This is a genomic window from Cupriavidus sp. GA3-3, from assembly GCF_000389805.1.
GTDB lineage: Bacteria > Pseudomonadota > Gammaproteobacteria > Burkholderiales > Burkholderiaceae > Cupriavidus > Cupriavidus necator_D.
Genome location: NZ_KB944504.1, coordinates 15,834 through 32,977 on the forward strand (window position 1 = coordinate 15,834; position 17,144 = coordinate 32,977).

19 protein-coding genes are annotated in these 17,144 nt (G+C 67.7%); 11 read left to right on the top strand and 8 right to left on the bottom strand.

The features are described from left to right. The first annotated feature begins 50 nt into the window (after positions 1-50). Complete coding sequence (locus C265_RS28560; RefSeq protein WP_010810381.1) at positions 51-299, top strand: hypothetical protein; 249 nt, start codon at positions 51-53, stop codon at positions 297-299. Positions 300-309: 10 nt separating this feature from the next. Here the strand turns inward: C265_RS28560 and C265_RS28565 are convergent, their stop codons facing one another. Further along, a complete protein-coding gene (locus C265_RS28565) occupies positions 310-1,170 on the bottom strand; it encodes a LysR family transcriptional regulator (protein ID WP_010810382.1) in 861 nt (286 codons plus the stop codon). A gap of 124 nt (positions 1,171-1,294) precedes the next feature. On the opposite strand from C265_RS28565, the gene vapB reads away from it, so the two are divergent. Further along, positions 1,295-1,543, top strand: coding sequence for a type II toxin-antitoxin system VapB family antitoxin (gene vapB / locus C265_RS28570; RefSeq protein WP_011616683.1), 249 nt, complete (start codon positions 1,295-1,297; stop codon positions 1,541-1,543). Further along, on the top strand, positions 1,543-1,953 hold the full coding sequence (locus tag C265_RS28575) for a type II toxin-antitoxin system VapC family toxin (protein ID WP_010810384.1): 411 nt from the start codon (positions 1,543-1,545) through the stop codon (positions 1,951-1,953). Before vapB ends, C265_RS28575 begins: the two co-directional genes overlap by 1 nt. A gap of 127 nt (positions 1,954-2,080) precedes the next feature. Here the strand turns inward: C265_RS28575 and C265_RS28580 are convergent, their stop codons facing one another. The 6 genes from C265_RS28580 to C265_RS28605 all read right to left on the bottom strand — a co-directional run bounded on the left by C265_RS28580 (position 2,081) and on the right by C265_RS28605 (position 8,644). Then, positions 2,081-2,443, bottom strand: a complete 363-nt coding sequence (locus C265_RS28580) for a hypothetical protein (protein ID WP_010810385.1) — start codon at positions 2,441-2,443, stop codon at positions 2,081-2,083. A 232-nt stretch (positions 2,444-2,675) separates the two neighbouring features. Further along, complete coding sequence (locus C265_RS28585) at positions 2,676-3,500, bottom strand: class I SAM-dependent methyltransferase (protein WP_010810386.1); 825 nt, start codon at positions 3,498-3,500, stop codon at positions 2,676-2,678. Between the two features lie 142 nt (positions 3,501-3,642). Continuing rightward, positions 3,643-4,482, bottom strand: coding sequence for an EamA family transporter (locus C265_RS28590; RefSeq protein WP_010810387.1), 840 nt, complete (start codon positions 4,480-4,482; stop codon positions 3,643-3,645). Between the two features lie 77 nt (positions 4,483-4,559). Next, the gene (locus C265_RS28595) at positions 4,560-5,891 is read right to left on the bottom strand and encodes a sorbosone dehydrogenase family protein (protein ID WP_010810388.1); all 1,332 of its coding nucleotides are present in this window, start codon (positions 5,889-5,891) and stop codon (positions 4,560-4,562) included. A 141-nt stretch (positions 5,892-6,032) separates the two neighbouring features. Beyond that, positions 6,033-6,737, bottom strand: coding sequence for a glutathione S-transferase N-terminal domain-containing protein (locus C265_RS28600; protein WP_010810389.1), 705 nt, complete (start codon positions 6,735-6,737; stop codon positions 6,033-6,035). Positions 6,738-6,838: 101 nt separating this feature from the next. Continuing rightward, the gene (locus tag C265_RS28605) at positions 6,839-8,644 is read right to left on the bottom strand and encodes a hybrid sensor histidine kinase/response regulator (protein WP_052181697.1); all 1,806 of its coding nucleotides are present in this window, start codon (positions 8,642-8,644) and stop codon (positions 6,839-6,841) included. 224 nt (positions 8,645-8,868) lie between these two features. Between C265_RS28605 and C265_RS28610 the strand changes: the two genes are divergently transcribed. Next, a complete protein-coding gene (locus C265_RS28610; protein ID WP_010810391.1) occupies positions 8,869-9,528 on the top strand; it encodes a response regulator transcription factor in 660 nt (219 codons plus the stop codon). 105 nt (positions 9,529-9,633) lie between these two features. On the opposite strand, the gene acnB is transcribed toward C265_RS28610, so the two are convergent. After that, entirely contained in the window at positions 9,634-12,225 is a 2,592-nt protein-coding gene (gene acnB / locus C265_RS28615; protein WP_010810392.1) for a bifunctional aconitate hydratase 2/2-methylisocitrate dehydratase, read from the bottom strand. 442 nt (positions 12,226-12,667) lie between these two features. Here acnB and fliL point away from each other — a divergent pair, with 442 nt between their 5' ends. The 7 genes from fliL (at position 12,668) to fliR (ending at position 17,029) form a co-directional block, all read left to right on the top strand. Further along, positions 12,668-13,150: a flagellar basal body-associated protein FliL gene (gene fliL / locus C265_RS28620; RefSeq protein ID WP_010810393.1), complete on the top strand. Its 483-nt coding sequence runs from the start codon at positions 12,668-12,670 to the stop codon at positions 13,148-13,150. Between the two features lie 59 nt (positions 13,151-13,209). Then, a complete protein-coding gene (gene fliM / locus C265_RS28625; protein ID WP_010810394.1) occupies positions 13,210-14,229 on the top strand; it encodes a flagellar motor switch protein FliM in 1,020 nt (339 codons plus the stop codon). After that, on the top strand, positions 14,222-14,671 hold the full coding sequence (fliN, locus tag C265_RS28630) for a flagellar motor switch protein FliN (RefSeq protein ID WP_010810395.1): 450 nt from the start codon (positions 14,222-14,224) through the stop codon (positions 14,669-14,671). Before fliM ends, fliN begins: the two co-directional genes overlap by 8 nt. Continuing rightward, complete coding sequence (fliO, locus tag C265_RS28635; RefSeq protein ID WP_010810396.1) at positions 14,668-15,123, top strand: flagellar biosynthetic protein FliO; 456 nt, start codon at positions 14,668-14,670, stop codon at positions 15,121-15,123. The genes fliN and fliO overlap by 4 nt, the downstream gene beginning before the upstream one ends. Before the next feature lie 62 nt (positions 15,124-15,185). Continuing rightward, a complete protein-coding gene (gene fliP, locus C265_RS28640) occupies positions 15,186-15,905 on the top strand; it encodes a flagellar type III secretion system pore protein FliP (protein WP_136227900.1) in 720 nt (239 codons plus the stop codon). Positions 15,906-15,945: 40 nt separating this feature from the next. Further along, on the top strand, positions 15,946-16,215 hold the full coding sequence (gene fliQ / locus C265_RS28645; RefSeq protein ID WP_010810398.1) for a flagellar biosynthesis protein FliQ: 270 nt from the start codon (positions 15,946-15,948) through the stop codon (positions 16,213-16,215). Between the two features lie 28 nt (positions 16,216-16,243). After that, the gene (gene fliR / locus C265_RS28650) at positions 16,244-17,029 is read left to right on the top strand and encodes a flagellar biosynthetic protein FliR (protein WP_010810399.1); all 786 of its coding nucleotides are present in this window, start codon (positions 16,244-16,246) and stop codon (positions 17,027-17,029) included. Positions 17,030-17,144: the final 115 nt, after the last annotated feature.

A 17,144-nucleotide genomic window follows, 5' to 3' on the forward strand; every position in this document is an offset into this window, starting at 1 on the left:
GCTTTGCACAATACTGGAAGCACAGATACCTATTCGATGGAGCGGGGAACATGGAAGCCGTCCTCTGGATCGCCCTGGCGCTGGCACTGGTGGCGCTGGGAGGCACCGTCACCTGGCTGATCGGGACCCGGGTGCCCGAGCCGGTGTTCGAACGCGCGCAGCGGCATGGCCGCTTTGCCGGGCTGGAACCGCGCCCGCCGCGCGGCGGCGGGCGCGGCCGCCGGGTGGGGCGCGTGCGGCAATGGCGCCTGGTGGCCGTGCCCGGCCCGATGGGCCAACTGGTGCCGGTCCGGATCTGACCGCTTTGCGCTATTGCGGGAAATCCCAGCGCTGCGACCAGTCGGATTCTTCGCGCACGATGTCACGCAGGATGCGCACGGCATCCTGCGACGCCCCTGCGGGGGTCCTGGCGCAGACGAGGAATACCGGATAAGAGAACTCTGACGCGCCTTCCACGCGCGCCAGCACCCCGCTGTCCAGGTAGCTCTGCACCACGCGTGTCCGGAAATACCCACTGCCACCGAACTGCAGGATGTACTGCAGCGCCAGCGGCCCCAGGTTGAAGTACAGCGAGGCGCGCGCATGCTCCGGCAGCGCGCTGTCATGCTGGCAGCGGAATTCCGGTCCCCAGTCGATATAGACATAGCCGCCGTCGCGCTGCGTCGAGCGGATCAGGATCAGCTTCTCTTCCATCAGCGCCTCGACATGCATGCCGGGCGCGTACTCCGGCTGGTAGACCAGCGCCGCATCCAGCGTGCCTGACTGCAGCTTGCGCTGCAGCTCCGCCCCTTCCCCCACTTCCGCCCGCACCGCCTGCGCCGGCATCAGCTGGCGCAGGCGCGTGGTCCACAGCAGCACCAGCGGGTTGCCCAGGCTGATTTCCGTACCGAAACGAAACAGGCTGGCCAGCCCGGCCGGCAACGGCAGCTCGCGGCAGGCCGCCTCCCAGGTCTGCACCAGCTGGCTGGCGTAGCCGAGAAAGCGCTGACCATCGGGCGTCAGCCGTGCGCCCGCCTTGTTGCGCTCGAACAGGCGGCAGTTGAGCTGCGATTCCAGGCTCTTGATGCGCGCGGTCACGGCGGTCTGGGTGACATGCAGCTTGTCAGCCGCGGCCAGCAGGCTGCCGGTGCGGACGACTTGCAGGAAGGTGCGGGCGAGATCGATGTCCATTGGGCGGGGAATTACCAGTGTGACGAATTGTAGGTAATGACAGACGAGATTGAGAATTATGGACGTACACACGCAGATGTACTTCTGATTGGATGGTGCTATGCTCGTACCTGCAAGGATGTACATGGAAACCACAATGCCTTTCACCCGGATCTTCCGTAACGGAAACTCCCAAGCGGTGCGCATTCCCGCGGAACTGGCCTACCCCGACACCGATATGCAGCTGGAAATCGAGCGGATCGGCGATGAGTTGCGGATCCGCCCCGTGCGACAGCGCCTGACGGGCCTGCTCGACGCCTTCGCCGCGTTCCCGGCCGACTTCATGGCACAAGGCCGCGGCGACCAGGAGCAGGCTGAGCGGGAGGGATTCTGATGGCCAGGTATATGTTCGACACCAACATGTGCATCTACCTGATGAAGCACCAGCCGCCCCAGGTGGCCGAACGCTTTGCACAATGCTTCGAGGGCGATGTGGTGCTGTCTGCGATCACCCTGGCCGAACTCGAATACGGTGTAACCGCCTCGGGCAATCCGGAGGCTGCGCGGCGCGCGTTGCACGGGCTGGTCGCGCGGGTCCCAGTGCTGCCGCTGAACGCCGAAGCCGCGCGCGCCTACGGCCCGATTCGTGCCGCCAGGCGCGAACGCAAGGCAGATGTCATGGACAAGCTGATTGCCGCCCATGCCATTGCGGAGGATCTGACAGTGGTCACGCGCAACGTGCGCGACTTTGCGACGTATCCGGGCCTGCGCATCGAAGACTGGACCGCGTCACCCCAGGCCTGAACTCAAATACCCCAGCCTTCCCGAACGACTTCATGTCGGCAGGGCGGGACGAACAGGAACAGGTCAGGCGCTAAAGGCCGCACTGCGCCACTTGTTTCGCCACCCTGCTCCCGGGAGCCCCGCCAGGTCAGCGCGCCGGCTGCGGCCGCACCGCCGCTGGCATGGCAACCGGCACGGCGCCTGGCGCCGGCGCGCTGCGCGCCTCGCGCGGCAGCCTCAGCGGCGCGAGGCCTTCCGGCTCCCGCAAGGCCAACCCATTGTCATAACCGGTGGCAACGGCCTCCAGGTATCCGGGCGCAAACTTCTGTTCCGGCGTCACGGCCTGCACGGCAGGCGCTGCAGCCTGCGGCGCTTCGGACTGGGCGCAGGCGACACTGTTGATGCATAAGCCCAGCACACGCAGCAGCGCCATGGCCTGGCGCGAGCGGTGCAGGATTGCGGGCGGGCGCGGCGCGGCCTGCCCTGTCTGGCATTGGGGTCGGGTGTACATCGGGGTTCTCCGGGAAGCCATTGCTGGCTGGTGGCACAACGAGCCGCGGCGCCGCGCTCGCTGTCCATTGCGCAATGACCGTGCCACCGCCACAAGGCTGGTTGCGGCGTGGATTACGGCACTTTCCGGGAATGGGATGGTGGGGCCAGGCCGACGCTGGCGGCAGGGATGTCGGTCGATCTCCAACACCCTCGGCGGCGTCCGCGCCGCCACAGGTGCGTAAGCCCCGCCCTCAGGGCTTGACCGCCGCCGCCAGCACTGCCGGCATCGGCACCTCGAAGCCGCTGCCGCGCATATAGGCGGCGACGGTGCCGCGCAGCACGGCGCGGATCTCGTCGCGGGCCTTGGGAGTCTGCGCGCGCAGTGTGGCGGCGGCGCGCACGGTGCCCTGGGCCAGCGCATCGAACAGCTGGTCGGGCGTGGAGAAGCGCCATACCTGCGGCACGTTGCGGCAGGTGGGCGAGACAAAGCCGGCCTGCTGCAACGCGGTGCGGCAATGGCCCGGATCGCTGAACAGGAAGAAGTTCGGCCCCACGGGGATATCGACCTCCATCGAGCCGTAGGCGCGGATCGCGGCATAGACCGCGCCGAAACCGACCGCGCGCTCGGGCGTGTCCCACACGGTGAAGGCGATGCGCCCGCCCGGGCGCAGCACGCGGAAGGCCTCGGCCAGCGCGGCATCGGGGTCGGACAGGTGGCACATGCCGAAGCCATTGACCACGGCATCGAAGCTGGCATCGCCGAACGGCAGCGCCTGCGCATCGGCCTGCTCGTAATGGACATCCGGATGGAGCTTGCGCGCCAGCTGCACCTGCGCCAGCGAGAAATCGATGCCGACGGACTCTGCGCCGCGCCGCACCGCCCCCGCCGCGACATGGCCGGAGCCGGTGGCCACATCCAGCACGCGCAGCCCGCTGGTCACATGGGCCTCGTCCAGCAGGGACTCGACCGATTGCCGGGTCACGTGCGACAGATGCTCCTGGTACTGGCTGACGACCTCGGGATCTTCCCAGCCAGCCAGCTCAAAAGCCCGAAACGAATCTGCGGTGTGGTCCATGCCCTCTCCTCGGCGTCGACGCCAGGCTGCCGGTTTGCGCGGACGCAGTGCCCCTCCCCCGTCTGACCCCGGTAAAACCAAGTATAGACAGCGCTGGCGGCGCGCAGCGGCCGGGCGTTCAGAGCGGCACCCGGACGTGCCCTCAGGCAAAGCGCAGCGTGGCCACGCCGGCGGCAATCAGGCAGGCCGCGCCCAGGCGGGCGGCGCCCACGCGCTCCTTGAGCAGCAGCCCGGAGATCAGTGCGCCGAACAGGATCGAGGACTCACGCAGGGCCGCTACCGGGGCCACCGGCGCGCGTGTCATCGCCCACAGCGACAGCCCATAGGACGCCAGCGTGCCGCCGCCGCCCACCAGCGCGAACACCAGGTTGCGCCGCACATAGCCGCCCAGTGCCGGCCGGCGCGCCACCAGCGCCCACGCCGCCAGCGGCACCGCGGTCAGCACGAAGATCCAGAATGCATACGCCACAGGTGCGCCGGAGCGGCGCACGCCGGTGCCGTCGATCAGCGTATAGGCGGCGATCACCACTGCGTTCAGCAGCGCCAGCCACATGCCCTCACGGCTGCCAGGGGCACCGCGGGCGCCACCCGCCATGGCCAGGATGCCCAGGCTGATCACGGCGATGCCGCTCCACGCCAGCGCCGACAGGTGCTCGCCCAGCCAGCCCACGCTGGCCACCGCCACCAGCAGCGGCGCGGTGCCGCGCATCAGGGGGTAGGTCTGGCTCATGTCCGCGGTGTGGTAGATGCGTGCCACCAGCGCGAAATACACCACGTGCACGCCCACTGACGCGGCGATGAACGGCCAGCTCGCCGGCGCCGGCTGCGGCAACGCCGGCAGCGCCACGGCGCCCGTCAGTCCGGCGCTCACCGCCACCATCACCGTCGACAGCATCTTGTCGCCGCCGCCCTTGACCACCGCGTTCCAGGCGGCATGCAGGAACGCGGCGAGCAGGACGACAGCGAAGACCGTGAGAGACATGGACGGCAGCGGGCTCGGCGTGTGGGGACGCCGTCATTCTAGCGGTGCGGTGCCGCCGCTGCCGCGCCCTGGTCCGCCTACTTCGCGCCGCTGACCCGCCACACGGTATTGCCGACATCGTCGGCCACCAGCAAACCGCCTTGCTTGTCGATCGCCACGCCCACCGGCCGCCCGCGCGCGTTGCCGTCCTCATCGAGAAAGCCGGTCAGCACGTCGAACGGCGCGCCGTTGGGCCGGCCCTTGCTGAACGGCACGAAGATCACCTTGTAGCCCGCCAGCGGCCTGCGGTTCCACGAACCGTGCAGGCCCACGAACATGCCTTCGCTGAAGCGCGCCGGCAGGTTGTTGCCGCCGGCGGCGGCCAGCCCGAGCGATGCGGTGTGCGCCCCCACGGCATAGTCCGGCACGATGGCCCTGGCCACCAGGTCCGGCGCCGGCGGCTTCACGCGTGCGTCGACATGCTGGCCGTAGTAGCTGTAGGGCCAGCCATAGAAGCCGCCGTCGCGCACCGAGGTGATGTAGTCCGGCACCAGGTCGCTGCCGATTTCATCGCGCTCGTTGACGGCGGTCCAGAGCATGCCGGTGACCGGTTCCCACGCCATGCCGTTGGGATTGCGCAGGCCGCTGGCAAAGATCCGGTGCGTGCCGGCCTGCGGGTCGACCTCCCAGATGGCGGCGCGGCCGACCTCCTTGTCCATGCCGTGCTCGCCCACGTTGCTGTTGGAGCCCACCGTCACGTACAGCTTGCTGCCGTCGCGGCTGGCGATCAGGCTCTTGGTCCAGTGATGGTTGAGCGGCCCGCCGGGCAGGTCCACCACCTTCTGGGGCGCGGCCGTAATCCGGGTCTGTCCGGGCTGGTACGGGAAGCGCAGCACCGCGTCGGTGGCGGCTACGTAGAAGTCGTTGCCGACCAGGGCCATGCCGAACGGCGAGTTCAGGTCCTTTAGGAACACCGAGCGCTGGTCGGCGACGCCGTCGCCGTTGGTGTCGCGCAGCAGCGTGATGCGGTTGGCGCTGGGGGTGCCGGCGCCCGCGCGCTTCATCACCTTCTTCATGATCCAGCCGCGGAAGCCCTTGCCGTCGTCGGGCTTGGGCGGGGCATTGCTCTCGGCCACCAGCACGTCGCCGTTGGGCAGCACATAGACCCAGCGCGGATGGTCCAGCTTGTCGGCGAAGGCCGTCACCGCCATGCCTGCGGCCGGCACCGGGCGCTGGCCCGCGGCCCAGCCGATGGCCGGCGCGATCTTGACGGTGGGGATCGCGGTCTGGTTGGGTGGCGGCAGCTGCGGCGTGGGGCCAAAGCCCGCTTCGGAAGGCAGCTTGGCCGTTTCACCGCAGGCGGCGAGCGCAGCGGTGGCGCCCGCCAAAAGAACGACACGCAACAGGGAAAAGGTGATGGGCATCGGCATGGTCCGGGCTCCTCAGGCAACGCAGGGCGATGCGCCTGTTCCTGGACTATAGGATGCGTGCCGCCCGCCCCTCTGTAGGCGCCGGGGAGGCCGCCGTGTAGGACGATGCCCACGCCCGCGGCGCGCACGCCGCAGGCTGCCTCAGCCGCGGTGCGGCGTATCGAGCCCCTTCACCACCGCCGGGCGCTTCACGAAGGCCTCCAGCACGCGCCTGACATGCGGGAAGTCCTGGATGCCGACCAGTTCGCCCGCCTCATAGAAGCCAAGCAGGTTGCGCACCCACGGGAAGGTGGCGATATCGGCAATGGTGTAGGTGTCGCCCATGATCCAGTCGCGCCCTTCCAGCCGCTGGTTCAGCACATTCAGCAGGCGCCGGCTTTCGGCCACGTAGCGGTCGCGCGGGCGCTTGTCCTCGTACTCCTTGCCCGCGAACTTGTGGAAAAAGCCCACCTGCCCGAACATCGGCCCGATGCCGCCCATCTGGAACATCACCCACTGGATGGTTTCGTAGCGGCGCGCGGGGTCGGCCGGGATCAGCTGGCCCGACTTGTCGGCCAGGTAGAGCAGGATCGCGCCCGATTCGAACAGCGCCAGCGGCTTGCCGCCCGGACCGTTGGGATCGAGGATGGCGGGAATCTTGTTGTTCGGGCTCAGCGACAGGAACTCCGGCGACATCTGGTCGTTGGCGTCGAAGCGCACCAGGTGCGGTTCATACGGCAGGCCGGTCTCCTCCAGCATGATCGACACCTTGACCCCGTTGGGCGTGGGCAGGGAATACAGCTGGATGCGGTCGGGATGCTGCGCCGGCCATTTGCGGGTGATGGGGAAAGCGGACAGATCGGGCACACTGGCTCCTGGTTCAGGCGCTTGCGCACTGCGCAAGAAGGCGCCGGACAACGGAAAAGCCCGATCATAAACCGCTCCTGCCATGCATGCAGCGCAGGGCCTCAGGCGGCCTCGGCCAGTTGCACCGCGCGATGCAGGGCCGCGCGCAAGGCCTCGCCCTGGATCGGCTTGTGCAACACCGGGAAGCCGCTGTCATGCAGCGCCTGCAGCCGGTCTGGCGCGGTGTCGCCGGTGACGATCAGCGCCGGCACCGCGCGGCCCAGGCTGGCGCGCAGCATGCCGACCGCGGCGATGCCGGTCAGGCCTTCGGCCAGCCGGTAGTCGGCCAGGATCAGGTGGACCGGGGCGGGCCCGTCCTGGCTGGCGGCGCGGTACGCAGCGCGCACTGCGGCAACGGTGCGCCCGCCGTAGACCACATGGCCCCAGAGCGACAGCAGTTCGGTGAGCGCGCCCAGCACCTGCGCGTCGTCGTCGACCAGCATCACGCAGAGCGGCTCGCCAGCGGCCGCGGGAATGGCGGGGGTGGCTGGATGCACCTGCGCCGCGGCGGCAGCCAGCGGCACGCGCACCGAGAACACGCAGCCGCGCCCCGGTGCGGAACGCAGGCCCACCTGGTGGCCAAGCAGCGCCGCCAGGCGCCGCACGATCGCGAGGCCCAGGCCCAGTCCCTTTGCGCCCGCCTGGTCGTCGCCTGCCGTGGCAAGGCCCGGCACCTGGGCGTATTCGTCGAACACGCGCGACTGCTGGGCCGCGACGATGCCCGGGCCGGTGTCGATCACCTGGATCTCCATGGCATCGCCGCGGCGCCGCGCGCCCACCAGGATGCTGGCACGCGGCGCATGGCGCAGCGCATTGGCCACCAGGTTGTCGAGGATGCGCTTGAGCAGGTCCGGATCGCTGTCGATCCACGCGCGCGCCGGCACCACCCGCAGCACGCTGCCGCGCTGGCACGCCTGCTCGGCGTACTCGTCGCGCAGCTCGGCCAGCAGCCGCGCCAGATGCAGCGGCTGGCGGCGCACCGGCATCACGCCGGCATCCAGGCGCGAGGCGTCGAGCAGGCCGTCGAGCAGGTTGTCCATGCGCGCCAGCGTGGCTTGCAGCCGGTGGCCGATGGCATGCGCCTGGCCGCCTGCCACATCGCCGCGCTCGCCCAGAGTCAGCAGCGATGCCGCCTGCAGGCCGATGGCATACACCGGCTGGCGCAGGTCGTGCCCGGCGGCCGCCAGGAAGCGCGTCTTGGCCCGGTCCGCGGCGGTGGCGCGGTCGCGCTCGCGCTCAAGCTCGCCGATCAGCGCGACGTTCTCGAAGCGCAGTGTCACGCCATCGCGCAGCGCGCGATAGGTGACCTGGCTGTAGTAGATGTTGACGCACAGCAGGCACGCGGCAAAGCCCGCGTAGACGCCATACACCGGCCCCTGCTGCACCAGGCAATAGATGGTGAACGGCAGCAGCATGGCCGCGACTGAACCGCGGTAGGTGGCCGGATGCGCCGACAGCGACGGGATCGCGCCACTGGACATGCCGGCCAGCACGATGCAGCAGAACGCCACCAGCTGCGGCTCGGGCGGCAGCAGGATGGCAGAGCCCACGGCGCCCCACAGCAGGCTGGACAGCCAGGACAGCACCATGAAGCGGCGTGCCCACACCTGCGGCGGCGTGCTGCCGTCGCGCCGGAAGTAGCGCCACGACAGGCCGATGCGCAGCGTGGTCAGCAGGTACACCGCGGCCATCCAGCCGGCCAGCATGGGCAGCGGCGCGCTGGGACGCAGCACATAGACCACCGGCAGCGCAATGACGAAGTTGGCAAACAGGACCGCGTTGGACTGGCGGTAGAGCAGGTCCACCATCGCCGCCGGCACATCTCCGGGCTGCCAGGCCGGCGGCAATCCGGTGCCTGTGGCTGTCATGATGCGAGCGCCCGTTGCGGGCGGCAGGAAACGGTACGGCAACAGGACAACGGAAGCTTGCGCATGCTAGGTAGGCCGTGGGGCAGGTTGGGCGTGCAACGCTATAATCCAGCCGGCCGCCGGTTCATTGGGGCATTCAGCAGGCCACCTGCAGCTGCCGGACTGACGGGCTGCCGTTTTATACCACCTTCCCTTTCCCATTCGCCACCGATGCACCTGCCGCGATGAGCCGCTTTTCCGTCCCGACCCGCGTGGCCCTCGCCGATGACCATGCCATCGTGCTGGAGGGCCTCAAGCAGGTGCTGTCCGGCGTCGGCAACCTGGTGCTGGCGGGCGAGGCAGCAGATGGCGCGCAACTGCTGGGGCTCCTGGAACGGGTACCGACCGACCTGCTGGTGATGGACCTGGGCATGCCCGGCGTCGATGGCCTGGCCTTCGTGGAACGCCTGCGCACAAGGCATCCTGCGCTGCGCATCCTGGTGCTGACCGGCAGCGCGGGCGCGGGCATGGCCCACGCGGCGATCGATGCGGGCGCCAATGGCTACCTGGTCAAGAGCGGCGATATCAGCGAACTGGTGCCCGCGCTCATGGCCCTGCGCGAGGGCCGCAACTTCGTGGCCGCGCGCGCCACTGCACCGGCCACCGCGGCACCGGACGGAATTGCCACGCTCACCCGGCGCGAACTGCAGATCCTGATGCTGATCGCGCGCGGCGCCACCGCCGGCGACATTGCCGCGCAACTCGACATCAGCCCGCTGACTGCGCGCAAGCACCGCGAGAACCTGATGCGCAAGCTCGACCTGCACAATACCGCGGAGGTGGTGGCGTACGCCGCGCACCAGGGGATTCCGCTGGGTGCTCCAAAACCGCCCGAACTAGCCTGAGCAAGGTGTTCTCCCTGCGTATGCCACCCGTCAAGCCGGCGAAATCCAAATACAAAAGGGCCCCGCAAGCGGGGCCCCTTCTTCATGCCAGCCTGACTGCGCGGCTTACACCGTCACGCCGTCGGCCACTTCCTTGAAGTCCTCGATCTGGTCGAAGTTCATGTACTTGTAGATCTTGTCGCCATTGGCGTTGAGCACGCCCATGTCGGCCATGTACTCTTCCTTGGTCGGGATACGGCCCAGGCGCGAGCAGATCGCCGCCAGTTCGGCGGAACCCAGGTACACGTTGGTGTTCTTGCCCAGGCGGTTCGGGAAGTTACGCGTGCTGGTCGACATCACCGTGGCGCCTTCGCGCACCTGTGCCTGGTTGCCCATGCACAGCGAGCAGCCCGGCATTTCGGTGCGGGCACCGGCGGTGCCGAACACGCCATAGTGGCCTTCCTCGGTCAGCTGCTTCTGGTCCATCTTGGTCGGCGGAGCCACCCACAGCTTGACCGGGATGTCGCGCTTGCCTTCCAGCAGCTTGGAGGCTGCGCGGAAGTGGCCGATGTTGGTCATGCACGAACCGATAAACACTTCGTCGATCTTGGCGCCGGCCACCTCGGACAGCGTCTTGACGTCGTCCGGGTCGTTCGGGCAGGCCACGATCGGCTCATGCACGTCGGCCAGGTCGATCTCGATCACGGCGGCGTATTCGGCGTCGGCGTCCGGCTCCAGCAGCTTGGGATCGGCCAGCCACGCTTCCATGGCCTTGATGCGGCGCTGCAGGCTGCGCGGGTCCTGGTAGCCCTGGGCGATCATCCACTTCAGCAGCGTGATGTTGCTGTTGATGTATTCGATGATCGGGTCCTTGTTCAGGCGCACCGTGCAACCGGCGGCCGAGCGCTCAGCCGATGCATCCGACAGCTCGAACGCTTGCTCGACCTTCAGGTCGGGCAGGCCTTCGATTTCCAGGACGCGGCCCGAGAAGATGTTCTTCTTGCCTTGCTTGGCCACGGTCAGCAGGCCTTGCTTGATCGCGTACAGCGGAATCGCGTTGACCAGGTCGCGCAGCGTCACGCCGGGCTGCATCTTGCCCTTGAAGCGGACCAGCACCGATTCCGGCATGTCCAGCGGCATCACGCCGGTGGCGGCGGCAAAGGCCACCAGGCCCGAACCTGCGGGGAAGCTGATGCCGATCGGGAAGCGGGTGTGCGAATCGCCGCCGGTGCCGACGGTGTCGGGCAGCAGCATGCGGTTCAGCCACGAGTGGATCACGCCGTCGCCCGGGCGCAGCGAGATGCCCCCGCGGGTGCTGATGAACTCGGGCAGCGTGTGGTGGGTCTTGACGTCGACCGGCTTCGGATAGGCGGCGGTGTGGCAGAACGACTGCATCACCAGGTCGGCCGAGAAGCCCAGGCAGGCCAGGTCCTTCAGTTCGTCGCGGGTCATCGGGCCGGTGGTGTCCTGCGAGCCCACCGAGGTCATCTTCGGTTCGCAGTAGGTGCCCGGGCGGATGCCCTTGCCTTCAGGCAGGCCGCAGGCGCGGCCGACCATCTTCTGCGCCAGCGTGAAGCCGCGGCCGGTATCGGCCGGGTTCTGCGGCAGGCGGAACAGCGTCGACGGGGCCAGGCCCAGCGCTTCGCGCGCCTTGGCGGTCAGGCCACGGCCGACGATCAGGGGAATACGGCCGCCGGCGCGGACTTCATCGAACAGCACGTCGGACTTGACCTTGAACTCGGCGATCACTGCGCCGTCCTTCAGGGCCTTGCCTTCATACGGGCGCAGTTCGACCACGTCGCCCATTTCCATCTTCGACACGTCCAGCTCGATCGGCAGCGCGCCGGCGTCTTCCATGGTGTTGTAGAAGATCGGGGCGATCTTGTTGCCCAGGCACACGCCGCCGAAGCGCTTGTTCGGGATGAACGGGATGTCTTCGCCGGTGAACCACAGCACCGAGTTGGTGGCGGACTTGCGGCTGGAGCCGGTACCGACCACGTCGCCCACGTAGGCGACCAGGTGGCCCTTTTCCTTCAGCGATTCAATGAACTTGACCGGGCCGCGCTTGCCGTCTTCTTCCGGCTGGAACGCAGCGCCTTCGCGCTTGTTCTTCAGCATGGCCAGCGCGTGCATCGGGATGTCCGGGCGGGTGGTGGCGTCCGGGGCCGGCGACAGGTCGTCGGTGTTGGTTTCGCCCGGCACCTTGAACACGGTGATGGTCAGGCTTTGCGGCACTTCCGGACGGCTGGTGAACCACTCGGCGTCGGCCCAGCTTTGCAGCACGGCCTTGGCGTTGGCATTGCCCTGGTCGGCCTTTTCCTTCACATCGTGGAAGGCGTCGAACATCAGCAGGGTCTTCTTCAGCGCCTCGGCGGCGACGGTGCCCACTTCGGCATCGTCCAGCAGCTCGATCAGCGGCGAGATGTTGTAGCCGCCCAGCATGGTGCCCAGCAGCTCGGTCGCCTTGGCGCGCGAGATCAGCGCGCACTTTTCCTTGCCCAGCGCCACGGCGGCCAGGTACGAGGCCTTGACCTTGGCGGCGTCATCCACGCCGGCCGGCACGCGGTAGGTGATCAGCTCCACCAGGGTCTGCTCTTCACCGGCGGGCGGGTTCTTCAGCAGTTCGACCAGCTCGGCCGTCTGCTTGGCGGTCAGGGGCAGAGGGGGGATGCCAAGCGCGGCGCGCTCGGCCACATGTGCGCGATAGTTTTCAAGCATGGGAACCTGCTGAGTAATTAGGTTTAGAAAATCTCGTTACGTCGCGATTGTAGTCTGAAGCCGCTCCCTGGTCAAATGTCTTATATCTTATATAAGAGTGAAGACAAAAAATATCATGCAAATCAACGTATTGGAGATTGAAGGACGTGCAAACCCACATGAATCACTACCCGACTGGCGTAGTAGGGAATGCATGGCGGCGCTCCCGCGACCTGCCCGGCGGCCCGGCCAGGAATCGCGGCAGCTTGCACCGGCACTCAAGTTCACACGACATCAAGCGTTAACCAGCCTGCAGGCGCGCAACAAACGGCGCCCGCTCGCGTAGCCGTGCCTGCTCCCTTTCCGCTCAAATGGCCAAGCTGAAAGGGTTTCCCCCTTTTTTTCGGCCCTTTGCTGGCCTGCGATTCCGGAAGAATGGCAGGCATTCCGATACAGGCTTCTCATGGCGAACACGGCTTCCCCTCCCCGGACTGGCAACACAGGCAAGCGCGGCCGGCTGCTGCTGATCGGCGCCGGCGTGCTGGTGGTGGCACTGGGCGCCGGAGGCTTCGTGCTGGGCAGCGTGCTGAGCAACCGCCAGCCGGCGGCGCCTGCCGCCCCGGTCGTGCCGCCGCCGATCTTCGTGCCGCTGGACGCGTTCACCGTCAACCTGCGCAGCGACGACGGCGACCGCTTCCTGCACACCGGCCTGTCACTGAAGGTGGCCGATGCCGAGACCCAGGCTCGCCTGGCCCAGTACCTGCCCGAGGCACGCAGCCGCATCCTGCTGCTGCTGTCGGCCAGGCAGCCGGCCGACCTGGCCACCGTCGAAGGCAAGCGCAAGCTGGCCGACGACATCCGCGACACCATCAGCAAGCCGTTTGCCAGCGGCCTGCCGGCGCAGCGGGTGCTGGACGTGCTCTTCACCTCTTTCGTGGTGCAGTAAGCGCAAGCCAGGGCCGCACCGGATTCATCCATAACGCCGCACAAGGGGCAGGACACTAGATGGCCTACGACAAGTTCCTCTCGCAAGACGAGGTCGACGAGCTGCTCAAGGGCGTATCCGGCGAAGCCGATACGCCCAAGGCCAGCGAGCCTGCGCTCGACGAGGGCGGTGTGCGCCCCTACAACCTGGCCACGCAGGAGCGCATCATCCGCGGCCGCCTGCACACGCTGGAAATCATCAACGAGCGCTTTGCGCGCTCGATGCGCACGGCGCTGTTCAATTTCATCCGCCGCGGCGCGGACATCACCGTGGGCAGCATCAGGATCGAGAAATTCGGCGACTTCGCGCGCAACCTGCCGATGCCGACCAACCTGAACCTGGTCCACCTGAAGCCGCTGCGCGGCACGGCGCTGTTCGTCTACGACCCGAACCTGGTGTTTCTGGTGGTGGACAACCTGTTCGGCGGCGACGGCCGCTTCCACACCCGCGTGGAAGGCCGCGACTTCACCCAGACCGAGCAGCGCATCATCCAGCGCATGCTGGAGCTGACGCTGGCCAGCTACGGCAACGCCTGGCGCACCGTGCACCCGATCGAGACCGAGTACATCCGCTCGGAGATGCACCCCAAGTTTGCCAACGTCGCCACCCACAACGAGGCCGTGGTGACCACCGCCTTCCATATCGAACTGGGCGCCGTCGGCGGGCAGCTCCACGTGTGCCTGCCGTACGCGATGATCGAGCCGCTCAAGGACCTGCTGATGAATCCGCTGCAGGACGAGAAGGAAGTCGACAAGGGCTGGGTCACGCAACTGTCCACGCAGCTGCGCGCGGCCGAGGTGGAGCTGGTGGCCGAGTTCGCGCACCTGCAGAGCACCGTGGCCGAAGTGCTGGCGATGCGCGCCGGCGACGTGCTGCCAATCGAGCTGCCGGAGAAGGTGTTCGGCAAGGTGGACGGCGTGCCCGTCATGCAATGCGGCTTCGGCACGATGAACGGCCAGTACGCGCTGCGGGTAGAACGAATGATCAATCACCAGGACGGCGATTCCCACCTGGACACCGAGGACAGCGATTATGAGTGACGGCATCGAGGACAAGCCCGTCGATCCGATGGACGACTGGGCCAGCGCGCTGGCCGAGCAGACCAGCGCCACATCCGCCGGGATCCCCGCAGCTGCCGCACCGGCGGCCCAACCCGCGGCCACTCCGGCCGCCGCCACCGTGTTCCAGCCGCTGGCGAAGGAAGCGCCGAGCGGCTTCCGCAACGATATCGAGATGATTCTCGATATCCCGGTGCAGCTGACCGTGGAACTGGGCCGCACCAAGGTGCCCATCAAGAACCTGCTGCAGCTGGCGCAGGGCTCGGTGGTGGAGCTGGACGGCCTGGCCGGCGAACCGATGGACGTGCTGGTCAACGGCTACCTGATCGCGCAGGGCGAGGTAGTGGTGGTGAACGACAAGTTCGGCATCCGCCTGACGGACATCATCACGCCGTCCGAACGCATCCGGAAGCTGAACAAATGATCATGCACACGCGCGCCAGCCTGGCCGTGCTTGCGGCGCTGCCGGGGGCCGCCATGGCCGCCGACGGCACGCACGCGCCCGCCATCAGCGGCGCGGCCAGCCTGGCGCAGGCCGGGCTGGGGCTGTTCGCCATCGTCGCGCTGATCCTGGGCATGGCCTGGGTGGCCCGGCGTGCCGGCCTGGTCCGTCAGGCCACCGGCGGCGCGATGAAGGTGGTCGGCAGCACCATGCTCGGCGCACGCCAGCGCCTGGTGCTGGTGGAAGTGGGCGATACCTGGCTGGTGCTGGGCGTGAGCCCCGGCGAAATCCGGCCACTGCATACCCTGCCTGCGGGCACCACCGCAGCCAATCCCCTCGCCGCCACCGGCGGTGCAGGCCCTTCGCAACAGCCGGGTGGCGGCACCTTTGCCGAAAAGCTGCTGCGTTCGATGCAAAATCACTTCAAGTCATGAATTCCCCGCGTGCCGCGCTGCGGCGCCCGCTGCCGGGCCCGCTGCTGTCCCTGCTCGCGCTGATGCTGGCCATTGCCGCGCTGGCGCCCGCGCCGGCCTGGGCCCAGGCACTGCCCGGCGTCATCAGCAAGCCCGCCCCGGGCGGCGGCCAGATCTGGTCGCTGCCGGTGCAGACGCTGGTGCTGCTGACCTCGCTGTCGTTCCTGCCTGCGGCGATGCTGCTGATGACCGGCTTCACCCGCATCATCATCGTGCTGGGCCTGCTGCGCAGCGCACTGGGCACCGCCACCTCGCCGCCCAACCAGGTGCTGGTGGGCCTGTCGCTGTTCCTGACCTTCTTCGTGATGGCACCGGTGTTCGACCGTGTCTACAACGACGCCTACAAGCCGCTGTCGGAAAACAAGATCAGCCTGGAAGCCGCCGCGGCCAAGGCCGCGGAGCCGCTCAAGGCCTTCATGCTGCGCCAGACCCGCGAGAAAGACCTGGCCATGTTCGCGCAGATGGCCAAGGCGCCTGAGATGCAGGGCCCCGAGGAAGTGCCGCTCAGCATCCTGGTGCCGGCCTTCGTCACCAGCGAGTTGAAGACCGCGTTCCAGATCGGCTTCACCATCTTCATCCCGTTCCTGATCATCGACCTGGTCGTCGCCAGCGTGCTGATGGCGATGGGGATGATGATGGTGCCGCCGGCCACCATCTCGCTGCCGTTCAAGCTGATGCTGTTCGTGCTGGTCGACGGCTGGCAGCTGCTGCTCGGTTCGCTGGCGCAGAGCTTCATGAACTGACACGGCCCCAACGCCCGCCACCCACCGCAGAGTCCGAGCCATGACACCCGAGACCGTAATGACCATCGCCACCCAGGCGATGAAGATGACCCTGCTGCTGGCCGCCCCGCTGCTGCTGGTGGCGCTGGCCGCCGGCCTGGTGGTGAGCCTGTTCCAGGCCGCGACGCAGATCAACGAGATGACGCTGAGCTTCATCCCCAAGCTGATCGCGCTGTTCGCCACCATGGTGCTGGCGGGGCCGTGGATGATCAATTCCATGGTCGACTACATGCGCGAGGTGTTCCAGAGCATTCCCGCGCTGGCGCACTGACGCTGGCCAGCCCCCCGCCCTCCCGCCCGTGGTCGAATTCACCTCAGCCCAGCTCTACAGCTGGCTCGCGGCGTTCCTGTGGCCTTTCTTCCGCATCCTGGCCCTGATCGGCACCGCGCCGCTGTTCGGTGAGTCCACCATCCCGCGCCGCGCCAAGATCGCGCTGTCCGCGATGGTCGCGGTGGTGGTATCGCCCACCATCGCGCAGCTGCCGGTGGTGCCGGTGTACTCCTTCGGCGGGCTGATGATCATCCTCAACGAAGTCGGCATCGGCCTGGCCACCGGCTTCGCCATGCGGCTGGTCTTTGCCACCGTGCAGCAGGCCGGCGAAATCATCGGCCTGCAGATGGGCCTGTCCTTTGCCTCGTTCTTCGACCGCGCCGCCGGTGGCCAGACCATGGTGCTGTCGCGCTTCCTGAACCTGATCGCGATGCTGCTGTTCCTGGCGCTGGACGGCCACCTGCTGATGCTGGGCGCGCTGGTCGACAGCTTCCGCGGCCTGCCCATCGGCGGCACGCCGCTGTCCGCCGGCGGCGCCATGGCCGTGGCCCGCGCCGGCGGCATGGTGTTCTCGTCCGGGCTGCTGCTGGCGCTGCCGATGATCGCGGCGCTGCTGACGCTGAACCTGGCGATGGGCATCCTCAACCGCGCCTCGCCGCAACTGTCGATCTTTGCGGTCGGCTTCCCGGTCACGCTGTCCGGCGGCCTGCTGGTGCTGATGCTGGTAATGCCGCAGATGGGCACCTACATGCAGCATATGATCGAGGCGGGGCTGGAGGCGGTCGGGACGGTGCTGGGGCAGTTTGCGCGGTAGGTTTGCGCTTTATCTTAGATCTCGAATATTACTTGACATGGCGCCTGAAAGGGCTAGTATTGCGCCATGTACTTCGATCTCTAAGCTTTATGAGGTACCGCAACCACCGTTCAGG